The organism is Acidobacteriota bacterium (assembly GCA_029861955.1).
In the GTDB taxonomy this organism is placed as follows: domain Bacteria; phylum Acidobacteriota; class Polarisedimenticolia; order Polarisedimenticolales; family Polarisedimenticolaceae; genus JAOTYK01.
Map to the genome: position 1 here is coordinate 1 of JAOTYK010000032.1, position 12,796 is coordinate 12,796.

The window sequence follows — 12,796 nt, forward strand, 5'->3', positions numbered from 1 at the left end:
TTGTCCTCCAGGGGAGAGCTCGACCATACGCTCCTGATCTTCCACCGAGAACGTCGGGAATCGTTGCCGCACCTGACGCTTCAGGATCTGACGCTGCTGGATCGCCTCGCGATCCAGAGTCTTCTTCAGCCATTCCCGAACATCCGGGAGCTTCGCGAACTCGCCGGCAAGCAAGCGTCGTTCACCGAACCAACTCCAGCCGTCGGTCCATGACGGGATGTCGTGATACGGGCGTCCGTGGCTCGACGCAGGTCGTTTTCGTGGGTCGGTCTTCGGTAGCGATTCCGGAATGTCGTCCAGCGTGAATTCGAGCGCTTCACCGGCGCTTCGTGGAAGCTCCGCCAACGGGGGTACCCCGAAGCGGAACGGCCTCAATCCAAGCTTCAGCCAGCTATTGAATTCGTGGTGTTTGACGGTGGTGGCGGAGAATAGGGAACCGGTTTGCATCGTGACACCCAGCGCGCAGCCCGAAATGACACGGGTTGCCGAGTCTGTCCGAACGTGCACCGCGCCGTCACACCCGTCGTGAACGGAGTAATCGGGAATCCGTTCGCGCAAATCGACCAACTTCGGTAACGCCTGATCGCTCAGGTCGACGGTTTCGGTGCCTGCATCGCGTCGTTGCTCATCTACCTCGAAGAGCGTCTCGATCTTGCAGCCGAGACGTTTTGATCGCACCCGCAAGGGGCGGGGTGAATCATCCGGGAACGGGTCTCTCACCGTCAGCTCCGCCTCTCGGTCCAGCAGAGATCGAACCTGGTTGTAAGTCGGTCTGACGGTGTGGACCGTCGGCAAGTTGAAGTAACGCCCGCGGGTTCTCCTGGCCAGTCGCTCGAGAAACTTGCGGGTCGAGGCCGAGTCGCCCGATCTGGCGTTGATGGGAGGCAGTCCGACACCGATCACGAAGACCGCCAGATCCGGGCGTTCGGCGGCGTACCGCATCACGTCCCGGCGCTCGTGGAGGCTGCCCGAGTCCTCTCCGTCGGTCAACAGGACGATCACCGGGCGCTCCAGACGATCGTCAAACTCCATCATCGTCAGGACGAGCGCGTCGTAGAGCGCCGTCTGCCCGCCCGGTCGCAGAGCGCGAAGCCCGCGGACGACCTCGTCCGGGTCTCTCGACTCGGCCGTGGAGAGAATGACGCCGTCGCCGAAATGGGCGAGGAAGGCCGAGTCCAACGACCAGTCGATCTGTCGAGCGTAGTGCGACGCCGCCGAGCGGATTGGCTCGATGACCCGGGCGATGCTCACGCTCGTATCGACGAGCAGAGCATGGACGGTCGGGCGACGGGTTCGGTCGAGTTCGACATAGTCCGCACGGGTCAGGGGGAGCCCCTCGACACGGACCTCGAGATCATCGAGGGTCAGTTCGTCGCAATGATGGTCGGGGGCCGCCGGTGGGGTGAGCAGTCGCAACCGGACGCTCCGAAGACGGACTGTCGATTCGATGTCAAACTCGGTCGGAGCGGGATCCTGGGCAATGCCGAGCGATGTGGCGACGGCGATGATGCAGGCGATTGGAATCACAGCGACGGGATTCATCCATAAGAGAATACGTCCGGGCGCCGGGGAGAGACCAGCACCCCGTGTCGATTCGTGCTGAATCTCCGTCACGACGTCTTGCCCGGTCGTCCCCCATCATTGGTAAGCTAGAGGTCGATGCCACCTCTCTCACTGAACGCCACCGGCAGCACCGTCCTGCGCCTCGTGGCGCTGGCGCTTTCCACCTTCACGAGTTGGTGGTTGGCCAGTCGCCTTGGGGCGGCGGGCTACGGCGCCTATACCCAGGCCATGGCGTGGGCCAGCGTGCTGGGTATTCCGGCGCTGGTGGGGGCAGACCAGTTGTTGCTCCGGCAGGTCGCCACCAGTCGAGCGTCCGGGGACTGGACCCGGTCCAGAGGCTTGTGGGGTCGTGGCAACGGCGTCGTGGCATTTGGATCGCTCTTCGTGGGTGTTATCGCCATCGGCCTGCTGTGGCTGCTCTACGATCACTACGACGACGAGACCCGCAATGCGATCCGTCTTGCGCTTCTTCTCGTTCCCGTCGTTGCGCTGACACGCCTACGGCAGGGTGCCCTTCAGGGGCTTAATCGAGTCACCGCCTCGCAGACGCCGGAGTACCTGGTGCGTCCGGGTGCGTTCGCAGTGGCGGTGGTCGTGCTCCCGATGATGGGCGTGTGGGGGCTGAGTGCCGGGGGAGCCGTGACGGCCAACCTTGCGGCCAACCTGCTTGCGTTCGTCATCGCGGCGGCGCTGCTGCTCCGAGCCTGGCCGGACACGTTCAAGACGGCCACCTCCGCCGCACCACCTCCCGGCTGGATGAAGGCGTCGGCGTCGCTCGTCGTGCTGGGTGGACTTCAGGTCATCAACGCACAGACCGATCTGTTGATGTTGGGTCCGCTTCGCGGAAAGAGCGTTGCAGGGGTCTACGCGATCGCGGTCTACCTCTCTACGTTGGTTCCGTTCTTCCTCTATGCGTTTAACGCGGCGGTTGCGCCGCAGGTCTCGAACCTCTGGGAACGACGGGACCTTGGTGCTCTCCAGAAGACCATGACCCGCAGTGTTCGAATCGTCAGCGTATTGACGATCGGGCCGGTGGTTCTGCTGATTCTGCTCCGCGAACCCATTCTGTCGTTCGTCGGCGCCGAGTATCTCGCCGCCGCACGGCCTCTGACGATCCTCGTCGTAGGCCAGATGGTCAACGTTCTGATGGGAAGTGTGGGCGTGCTGTTGATCATGACGGGCCACGAACGGGACGCCGCGATCGGATTCGGTGTCGGCGCGTTGTTGAACATCACTCTGAACATCGTTCTGATCCCGCGTTTCGGCATGTTGGGGGCTGCGGTGGCTACCGCCAGCAGCACGATTCTCTGGAACATCGCTCTGGTTCTACGTGCTCGTCGGCGACTCGGGCTGGACCCGTCGGTTCTGGGGCTGAGGAGTCACCGATGAGTCGTGCGCCGAACTTCTTCGTGGTCGGTGCCGTCAAGAGCGGCACGACGGCGATGTGTGAGTATCTGTCTCGGCATCCCGACGTCTACATCCCCCCGGAGAAGGAACTGAATTTCTTCGGGTCCGATATGGACCTGCGCGTTCCCCGTCAGAGTTGGGACGAGTACCTTGCGATGTACTTTGCCACCGCCGGAGCGGAGACCCGACTCGGGGATGGGTCGGTCTGGTATCTCTACACCCGTGCTGCCGCGCAGGAGATCCGGCAGAGGGTTCCCGATGCGCGGATCGTCATCATGCTTCGGCAGCCGGTGGAGATGCTCTACTCGTTGCACAGTCAATTGCTCTACAACGACGACGAGGATCTCACGTCGTTCCAGGACGCGCTCTCGGCCGAGTCGGCCAGACGAGACGGGGAGCGCCTACCCGCCAACGTGACCTTCCCCGAACAGCTTCACTATCGCGCCATTGCGGACTATGCGCCCCAGGTCGAACGCTACCTGGAGGTCTTCGGGTCCGACCGCGTCCGCGTGATTCTCTTTGACGACTTTCGTCGCGAGACCGCACAGGTCTTCCGCGATACCCTTCGGTTCCTCGAGATAGATCCGGATTTCACCACCGAACTTGAAGTGATCAACCCCGCGAAGAAGGTGCGCTTCCGACCGCTCCAGAACTTCCTTCTGCGACCGCCGCCGGCCGTGCGTTGGATCGGTCGAAAACTGATGCCCGGTTTTCACGACCGCAACGAACTCCGCCGAAAGATGCTTGCGGCGAACGCCGGCCCACAGACCCGTTCACCGCTGGACCCCACGATCCGAAGCGACCTTCTTGATGAACTGCGACCGGGGATTCGTCGGCTCGAGGATGTCCTCGGGAAGGACCTTTCGAGTTGGACGCAGCCATGACACGACCGGATCACATCGCGTTGGTCATCTCGTCGCTTCAGGGCGGCGGCGCGGAACGCGTGGCGACCACGATCGCCGGAGAATTTGTCGATCGTGGAATCCGGGTGACGCTCGTGACGCTCCTGGCTCCGACCCACGATTTCTATCCTGTCCCCCTCGGCGTCGAACGGGTTGCGTTGGACCTTGGCGGCTATCGTCCGGGATTCGCGAGGGCGGTCCAACGGAACCTTCGGCGCCTCTCCTCGATCACCGACACGTTGCGGCAGCTCGCTCCGGACCTGGTCATCTCCTTCATGGACGCGACCAACGTTCTTAGCATTCTTGCCTGTCAGCGATTGCGTCTTCCTGTCGTCGTCTCGCAACGAATCGATCCCATCCGACAGGACGACGGCCCCGCATGGCGAATCCTGAGACGTCTCTGCTATCCACTTGCGGATCACGTCGTGAGCATCAGTCACGGAATCGATCGATCGTTCGATTGGATTCCACGGAGTCGCCGGACGGTGATTCACAATCCTCACGTTCCGCGTCCGGCTGTGGACGCATCGGCCCCGCTGCCGGAGGGTCTGACGCCGGGTCGCTTTGCCGTCGGGATCGGACGCCTGACCCGGCAGAAGGGCTTCGACCTCCTGCTGCAGTCCTTCGGGCGTGTGGCGGAACAGACGGACTGGTCGCTGGCGATCGTGGGCGAGGGGGAAGATCGGGCGGCTCTGGAACGACAACGGGATCAACTCGGACTCCGGGATCGGGTGGTCTTCACCGGGCTATTGGCCGACCCCTTTGGCCTCCTACGCCAGTCGGGTCTCTTCGTCCTCTCGTCCCGCTACGAAGGGTTCGGCAACGTGATCCTGGAGGCCATGGACGCCGGTGTGCCGGTCGTTGCCACCGACTGCCCGTCGGGCCCCGCAGAGATCATTCGTGACGGGGAGGATGGCTGGCTGGTTCCGGCCGAGGACATCGACGCATTGGCCACGACGCTGAAGACCGTGATCGAGGACCCGGAGGAGCGACGTCGTCGTGTCGCGCGGGCCACGGATCATGTCCGTCGATTCGGACTTCGTCACCACATGGAACGGTGGGACGACGTGTTCTCAACGGTACTGGGGGCCTAGCAGACTCTGCGGGTGGCGGCCTGCCGAAGCGCCAGATCCATGGAGAGCGTCGCCTTCAGGTTCTCTACCGATTCCGGTAGCAGGTTCCACTGGCGGGTCTCCATTGCGCTCCCGGAGGTCGATCGTGGAGCGCGGCTCTCGCGGTCGACCGAGAAGACCGAGATGCCGAGAGGTCCAAAGACCTTGGTCAGCGGTTCCTTGTGTTCGGCAGTCGTGACGACCACTCGTGTACCGCGGATGGCCTTCTGGGGGTCGTCTTCCAGATCTTGAATCCGCAGAAATCTTGGTTCGACCTGGAGCTGTTCCCCGAGTGCACGGCAGAGGACCGACCCTCGTTCATCGCTGGACTCCGCCACGGTGACCGGTGTGCCCTGGAGCCCGTTGGCGAGACCTGCACAGAGGAATGCCACGAATGCAGCGGGATCGACATGCAACGCCATCGCCTCCTCGCGGGAATGGCTCAACGCCAGCATCAGCTCATCGACGGGAAAGTCGGCGGCTCGCTGGCCGGGACTCTTGGAGATGTAGGTGCCGCTTCCCGGGCGGGCCTCGAGAAGCCCCTCGAGGGCCAGGGACGTGTAGGCCCGATGGATCGTCTTACGGTTCATCCCCGTCAGGTCGGCCAACCGCCGGACCGAGGGAACCCGGTCACCGGGCTGGAGCCGCCCTTCATGGAGATCCGACAGAAGACGGGCGCGGACGCGCTCCAGACCACTGTCGACATCGGACGAGGACGGAAGATGCATCATCGTGGATCCCTCTCTCACAAGCTGTGTGTCCCCCCGTCACCTGTAACACCAAGATACCCGGAGTTGTTCCTAATGACGGGTATTGACCTGTAGAATCTTTTTTGGCCCTTGTTTTCAACGACTTAGGGGCGTGGTCTCTGCTAGGATGAAGCCCATGACCGGTCAAAAGGCGTCCCGAACCACCCTTCTCTTCCTCTGCACCGGGAACTCCTGTCGCTCCCAGATGGCCGAGGCGTGGACCCGGCAGCTGATGGGGGAGACCGTCGAGCCCTCCTCTGCGGGGAGCGCACCCAAGGGGTTGGATCCCCGGGCCATCCAGGTCATGACCGAGGCAGGCGTCGACATGACCGGATACCAGTCGACTCCGTACGACGTGCAGTCCGTAAGTGATGTCGACCTGGTCGTCACCGTCTGTGATGCCGCCCGGGGTGCCTGCCCGCTGCCACCGACCGGCGTTCGCCACCTGCATCAGTCGTTTCCCGACCCACCGGGAAGGACCGCGGGGATGGAGGACGAGGCGGAGATCCTGAGGGTCTACCGCGATGTCAGGGACCAGATTCGCGCCTGGGTCTACACGTTGCCCCGTTTGCTGGAGAACAATCCGCGGATGTCCTCGAGGATCAGGTAGCACGACGGGACGAGTCCCAGCGTGATCAGTGTCGCGAACACCACGCCAAACGCGACCGACACCGCCATCGGAATGAGGAATCGGGCCTGCATGCTTCGTTCCAGCATCAGCGGAACCAGCCCGAAGAAGGTCGTCATCGAGGTCAACAGGATCGGGCGGAAGCGACTGGCACCGGAGTTGCGCACCGCATCGAACACGGTGCTAGCGGTTTCCCGCTGACGGTTGATGTGATGGACAAGCACGAGGCTGTCGTTGACGACCACGCCCGTTAGCGCCACGAGACCGAACATCGACAGGATCGTCAACGGCATGCCCAGGACGACGTGTCCCCACACGGCACCCACCAGTCCGAACGGGATCGCGACCATGATCAAGACGGGCTGAAGGTAAGAGCGCAACGGGACCGCGAGCAGCGCGAAGATGACGATCAGCGCCACCACGAACCCACGCATGAGTCCGCCGAGGGTCTCACGCTGTTCCGACTGTTGGCCCTCGAAGGTGTAACCCACCGCCGGGTGGTCCCTCAATATTCCCGGGAGCAGCTCGCGCTGCACCTGTTCGATGATCTTCCCCGGTGTCGCCTGCGCCGCGTCGACATCGGCGGTGACGTTGATCGCCCGTCGCCGGTCGACCCGTCGAACGCTGGCGTAGCCGCGTCCATCGCGAACTGCGGCGACGGTGCTGAACGGGATCTCGTCTCCGGACGGTGTTCGCACCCGCATGTTCTCGAGGTTGGCGAGCGAGCGTCTTTCGTCCTCGGGGAATCGGACCATCACTCGAACATCATCCCGCCCCCGCTGGATCCGCTGGGCCTCTTCGCCGTAGAACGCCTGACGAACCTGACGGGCAAGGTCCGATCGAGTCAGCCCGAGGATCTCTGCCCGTGGCTTGATGTCCAGATCGATCTGACGCTTGCCGTCGCGGAACGAATCGGAAATCTGATAGACCCCGGCGAAGTTCCCCAGCTCTGTCTTGAGTTGATCGGCGACGAGACGCAACTCGTCGAGATCGGGCCCGGTCAGCTGCACGTTGACGTCGTCGCCGGGGGAGAATAGCGACGATGTGAAGCTGGTCTGGATCGCGTCGGGAATCCTCCCGGCCATCTCTCGCCAGCGGTTTGCCAGGTCTTCGCTGCCGATGCTTCGTTCCTCGGAGGGAAGGAGCTCGATGGTCAACTCGCCGAGGTTTGCGGAGATCTCACGCGCCGCGAATCCGCCCCCGTTCTGCGCCTGTGCACGGCTGAACGGGTGCTCGCCCACCACGGCGACCAGGTTCACGAACGGATCCTGGCCGGTCTCTGCGACGACCTCCGTCCGTAATCGTTCGGCCGCCTCCTCCAGCGTTCGTACCGCCTCGGAGGTCTGTTGAGCCGGAGTCCCCGGTGGCAGTGTGATCGACGCCGCGATGATGTCGGACTCGACGTTGGGGAAGAAGATGAACCGCACCGTCCCGGACTTGATCATCGCGCCCGTCAGGATCAGCAACGCCAACCCGACGGCGAGGGTCAGGTACCGCCACTCGAGGGCGAAGTCCAACGCCGGTTGGTAGACGCGGGCGATGAACTTTCGCAGCCCTCCGGCGACTCCCTGCTGCACACGATTCCAGTGGGTGGCCAGCCAGCCGTGGGATTCCGTCAGCGGACGATCGCCATGGGCCAGATGGGCCGGTAACACCCAGAGCGATTCCACCAGCGACCACAGCAGGCAGGGGATGACGATCAGAGGGATGACGGCCATCACCTTGCCGGTCGAGCCGGGGACCGAGAGGAGCGGGCTGAACGCCGCCACCGTCGTCAAGACGGCGAACGTAACGGGGATTGCCATCTCCTGCGCTCCCTCGATCGCGCCACGAAGCATGTCTCCGTGCCGACGCTGATGCGAGTGGATGTTCTCCGCGACGACGATCGCGTCGTCGACCACGATCCCCAGCACGAGAATGAACGCGAATAGCGAGATCAAATTGATCGACACGTCCAACATGGGCATCATCCAGAACGCGCCGAGGAAGGCGATCACGAGTCCGATGCCGACCCAGAACGAGAGGCGGAAGCGAAGGAACAACGCCAGGTTGAGGAACACGAGGGCCAGACCGGTCATGCCGTTGCGAGCCAGTAGGTCTCGACGACCGCGGAGAATCCGTGACGCGTCATTCCACGTCGTCAGCTCGATGCCTTCGGGAAGCGTGGGCTCGACCCGCTCGATGTAATTCTCGACGGCGCTGGCGATCGACAGGGCATCCTGATCGCCGACACGAAAGACCTGCACTATCTGTGCGGGATGGCCGTTGAAGCGGGCCCACTGATCGGTATCCGCGAACCCGTCGCGGACCGTGGCAACGTCGCCGAGCAGGAGGCGGGTGCCGTCGGGTCGCGCCAGCAACACCAGCGATTCGAACTGAACGCCGGTCTCGGCCTGCCCGCTGGTTCGGAGCAGGATCTCGCCACCCTCGGTCTTGACCTGGCCACCGGGAAGGTCCAGAGACGAACGTCGGACGGCATCGGCGACGAATCCAAGGGTCAGTCCGTGACGACGAAGATCGGCCTCGGAGACCTCAATCGAGATCTCGAACTCCCGGGAGGTGGAGACCTCCGTCAGCGTGATCTCCGGTAGGCGGGCCAGGTCGTCCCGAACGCGGTCGGCAAGATGACGCAGCGCCCGGGTGTCGGCGGGACCGGAGACGGCGATGTCGATGACTTCACGTCGGTTGGTCAGTTCGCGGATCACGGGGCGCTCCGTCTCCGCGGGGAACGTGTCGATCGCGTCGATGCGAGAGCGAACGTCGTCCAGGACCCGACGGATGTCCTCGCCCAGCATCAGTTCGACGGTGGCAACCCCCATCCCCTCGGCGGCGTTCGACGTGACGCGTTTGACGCCGTCCACACCAAGGATCGCTTCCTCTATCCGCACGCAGACCGCCTCCTCCACTTCTTCCGGGGAGGCACCGAGGTAGGGGACGGTGATGGTCAGCAGATCCAGGGAGAACTCCGGGAAGACCTCCTGACGGATCGCCGAGTCGATGTTGATCTTGCCGAGAGGGAGACCGACGATCGAGACGAGTCCGCCGACGATCACAAGCACCATGATCAGGTTGGCCGCAACGGTGTTGGTTGCGAACCATTCGATCGCACGATTCACGACGGGTCGTCCTCTCCGGCGATGCGGACCTGCATGCCGTCCGTCACCGCGGACAGGGGCGAGAGGCAGATTCGATCACCGCTGGACAGCCCGCCCGTAACCAGGATGTCGCTGTCGGTGGCACGCAGGACTTGCACCGTTCGAAAACGAAGCCGCCTGTCGTCATCAACCAGCAACACGGTTCCGTCCTGACGCAGCGCAGCGCGAGGAAGCCGTAGGACGTCTTCGACCTCGCGGCCGATGATCTCCGCCTCGACGAACATCCCGGCGGCCAGAGGGGGGCGTGAGCGTTCATCACCACGGGCATACGGATCGGCCACCTGCGCGACCGCCGTCACCATCCGGCTGCGTGGGTCGATCTCGCCTTCGGTGCGGACGATGTGGCCCGAGTAGCGATGGGTCTCACCGGCAAACTCCGCCAACAGAACGACCTCGGGGCCGGTCAGACGAGCGGAGCCGTCACGGTAGTCCAACGGGAGATCGACGTAGGCCAGTTGCGAGTCTGGGAGCGGAAGACGAACCTCCGCGTAATCGACGGCATAGACCGTTGCGACCGGGGTTCCCCGATTGACGAATTGACCGATGTCCACATGTTTGACTCGAATGCGGCCCTCGTAGGGGCCGGCGACCTCGGTGCGGGCGAGGTCGCGCTGAGCACGGGAACGACCGGCGCGGGCCGCCTCTAACGTCGCCTCGGCCTCGGCAACCTGTGGGACTCGCAGGGTCAACGGCGGTGCCGTCTCGCCGGAGCCAAGCGATTCCCATTCCTGCCGGGCGATCTCGGCCTCGGCAATTTCCCGAGCGAGACGCAACTCGGCCTGTGCCACCCGGGCGTCGGCCTCGCGAACGATCTCGGTGTAGTCGTGAGAGTCGATCCGCAGGAGTGGAACACCCTTGTCGAAGAACCCGCCGGCAACGAACTGGGCGCTGACCCACGTCACTCGACCGGACACTTCGGCCACGATCTCGCTCTCTGTCCTGGGGCTCACGGTGCCCTGACTGCGAACCACGAGACGCGTGCTCTCCGGCTCGACGACCATCGTTCGAACGAGGGGGCGGATCGGTTCCGGGATCTGAGTCTCGGCATCTTTGGCCGTCGCGACCAGGACCCAGGCGATGAGGCCGAAGATCGCCAGCACGGCGATCGGTGCGACGACTTTGAGGAGAGGGGTCTTGCGTCGAGTCATCGGGAAGTCTCCGTCGGATCGATCCGGTCGGAAGCGCGATCGAACCCACCACCTAGGGCCAGGTGCAGGCTGATGCGATTGTCGAGGAGTTGACGTCGTGCGCCGATGGAACTGGTCAGCGCCTGCAGGGCGCGAGTCTGACTCTCGAGAACGGTCAGGTAGTCACCGATCCCGTTGCGGTAGCGGTCCTCCGCCAGCCGCACCGCCGCCAGAAGTTGCTCGGAGGCCTGGTTCAGGTGGCCCAGCCGACGGGCGAGAGCCTCCTCGGCCACCAACGCGGATTCGACCTCGCCATAGGCGCGGAGGGCGGCGGCCTGGAACGCGGCGACCTGCTCTCGTTGGATCTGCTGGTTGCGTTCGACGTCGGCTCGAAGTCGTCCGCCCTGAAAAATCGGTTGGAAGATCCCGGCGGCGATATTCCATACGCGGAAGTCGCCGTCGAGGAGATCGCCAAGATCGTCGCTGACGGTGCCGGCCCCGGCGGTCAGCGTCAGCCGGGGATAGAGCGACCGTCTCGCCGCGAGCGTACGTTGCTCGGCTCCCTGGATCCTTCGTTCCGCGGCACTGAGGTCCGGTCGTCGAGCGATCAGGGTCGCCGGCAAACCGACGGGAATGGACGGTGGGAGGTCCGGTAGCGGTCCCATCTTCTCCGGACCCGCCAGCCGCCCCGCCGGATAATCGCCGACGAGGATCTCCAACTGCCGCATGGCGGCGTCTCGTTGTTGTCGCCACCGTTCGACCAGCGCCTCGGCGCCGTGCAGGCTGGAGAGAGCAAGACGCAACTCGATGGCGGGCCTGAGCCCCGACTCGAATCGCGATCGAACCTGCTCGGCGGAATCTCTGAAGCTGGTCTCGCTGTCGCGGGCCAACGCAAGCTGATCGTCGGCTTCCAGCAGCGAGAACCATGCGCGCACGGTCTGGGCCACCAGCGAGAGTCGAGCCCCGCGGTAGTCCGCACGGGTCGCCTGGAAGTCGGCCATCGCGCCACGGGACGCGGCACGGAGACGACCCCAGAGGTCGACCTCCCACTGCGAATTGAGCCCGACGCCGTAGCGGCTGGTGGTCGTGCTGAGGACGTTCCCGCTGCTACCGGGAATCGGGAGACCGATGAAATTCTGTCGCTGCCTGGAGAACGAAGGATCGAAGGAGACCGATGGGCGAAGATCCGCTCCACGGATCCTGGCCTCGGCCGCGGCGCGATCCACCCGGGCGGCGGCGGCTTCGAGGTCTCGATTTTGCTCCAACGCACGTTCGACCCAGTGGTTGAGTTGGGCATCCCCAAACTGGGTCCACCAGGCATCCGCTTCGAAAGTCTCGGACGCCGGGGTCTGTTCGAGCGTCGCCGTGAATCGATCGGGAGGCGTGGATGACACCGGCATCGTGACAACCGGAGCACGAGCGCAGCCCACCCCCAGTAGCGCTGCCAGCAAGAAGACCGCCGCTCTCATCGCGGGATCGCGTCGCTACGCATGCCGGCGCAGGTGAAGCCGACCAGGTGGCGGATCGTCAATTCGACATCGTCGTCGTAGGACAGCCCACCCGGAAGGCGTGGCATGTCGTGGGACCAGAGAATCGTATGGGCCATCAGCCCGGCCATGAAGAGGAATCGCCAGTGGATCTCATCCGGGGGCAGGTCGGGTAGTCGGGACGAGAGAGCCCGGGAGAAACGTGCCACGACGTCGCGGAACTGATCGACGAACTGCTCCTTCAGTCGAGCGTCCGGCTGGTTCATGACGTTCCCCAGAAGCCGAGAGACCGAACCCTTTTGATCCCACTGATGACACATGCGCAGGGCGGGACCGACGAACGCCTCCACCACCGATTCCAGCGAGACCGGATCGACCTGCTGCTCGACCCGATCGAGCGCCGCCATGCGGGCCTCGTTGATCGGACCCAGCCGGCGCTTGAAGATCTCCTGGATCAAGCGCTCCTTGGAGCCGAAGTGGTAGTTGACCGACGCCAGGTTGGCTTCGGCTGCGGCGGTGATATCCCGAAGGGAGGTCCGGTTAAAGCCCTGATCGGCGAACAGTCGTTCCGCCGCATCCAGCAGCTTTTCCCTTGTGCCTTGACCCTTCTTCTCGCTGGCGGTGGTCACGGGCCACTCCCGACAAACGTTTGTTTCAAACGACTGT

Annotated in this window: 10 protein-coding genes; 4 read left to right on the forward strand and 6 right to left on the reverse strand. The window is 64.0% G+C overall.

All coding sequences use genetic code 11. From position 1 onward, the window contains the following. On the reverse strand, window positions 1-1,542 hold a 1,542-nt coding region (locus OES25_14040), incomplete at its 3' end, for a VWA domain-containing protein (GenBank protein ID MDH3628763.1). A gap of 117 nt (window positions 1,543-1,659) precedes the next feature. Here OES25_14040 and OES25_14045 point away from each other — a divergent pair. From OES25_14045 to OES25_14055, 3 genes are read left to right on the forward strand one after another with little or no spacing between them, the layout of a single operon-like run. Further along, entirely contained in the window at window positions 1,660-2,952 is a 1,293-nt protein-coding gene (locus tag OES25_14045) for a flippase (protein MDH3628764.1), read from the forward strand. After that, window positions 2,949-3,854 (forward strand): sulfotransferase, encoded by a 906-nt coding sequence (locus OES25_14050; GenBank protein ID MDH3628765.1) that lies wholly within the window; start codon window positions 2,949-2,951, stop codon window positions 3,852-3,854. Before OES25_14045 ends, OES25_14050 begins: the two co-directional genes overlap by 4 nt. Beyond that, complete coding sequence (locus OES25_14055; protein ID MDH3628766.1) at window positions 3,851-4,966, forward strand: glycosyltransferase family 4 protein; 1,116 nt, start codon at window positions 3,851-3,853, stop codon at window positions 4,964-4,966. The genes OES25_14050 and OES25_14055 overlap by 4 nt, the downstream gene beginning before the upstream one ends. Here OES25_14055 and OES25_14060 read toward each other — a convergent pair. After that, entirely contained in the window at window positions 4,963-5,715 is a 753-nt protein-coding gene (locus OES25_14060; GenBank protein MDH3628767.1) for a GntR family transcriptional regulator, read from the reverse strand. The genes OES25_14055 and OES25_14060 overlap by 4 nt on opposite strands. 154 nt (window positions 5,716-5,869) lie before the next feature. On the opposite strand from OES25_14060, the gene OES25_14065 reads away from it, so the two are divergent. After that, window positions 5,870-6,343, forward strand: coding sequence for an arsenate reductase ArsC (locus OES25_14065; GenBank protein ID MDH3628768.1), 474 nt, complete (start codon window positions 5,870-5,872; stop codon window positions 6,341-6,343). Here OES25_14065 and OES25_14070 read toward each other — a convergent pair. Genes OES25_14070 through OES25_14085 form a run of 4 tightly spaced genes read right to left on the reverse strand, consistent with a single transcriptional unit; the run spans window position 6,286 to window position 12,759 of the window. After that, window positions 6,286-9,477, reverse strand: coding sequence for an efflux RND transporter permease subunit (locus tag OES25_14070; GenBank protein ID MDH3628769.1), 3,192 nt, complete (start codon window positions 9,475-9,477; stop codon window positions 6,286-6,288). The two genes, OES25_14065 and OES25_14070, sit on opposite strands and share 58 nt — an antisense overlap. Next, window positions 9,474-10,664 (reverse strand): efflux RND transporter periplasmic adaptor subunit, encoded by a 1,191-nt coding sequence (locus tag OES25_14075; protein ID MDH3628770.1) that lies wholly within the window; start codon window positions 10,662-10,664, stop codon window positions 9,474-9,476. Before OES25_14075 ends, OES25_14070 begins: the two co-directional genes overlap by 4 nt. Then, complete coding sequence (locus OES25_14080) at window positions 10,661-12,112, reverse strand: efflux transporter outer membrane subunit (protein MDH3628771.1); 1,452 nt, start codon at window positions 12,110-12,112, stop codon at window positions 10,661-10,663. The genes OES25_14075 and OES25_14080 overlap by 4 nt, the downstream gene beginning before the upstream one ends. Continuing rightward, window positions 12,109-12,759: a TetR family transcriptional regulator gene (locus OES25_14085; GenBank protein ID MDH3628772.1), complete on the reverse strand. Its 651-nt coding sequence runs from the start codon at window positions 12,757-12,759 to the stop codon at window positions 12,109-12,111. Before OES25_14085 ends, OES25_14080 begins: the two co-directional genes overlap by 4 nt. Between the last annotated feature and the right edge of the window lie 37 nt (window positions 12,760-12,796).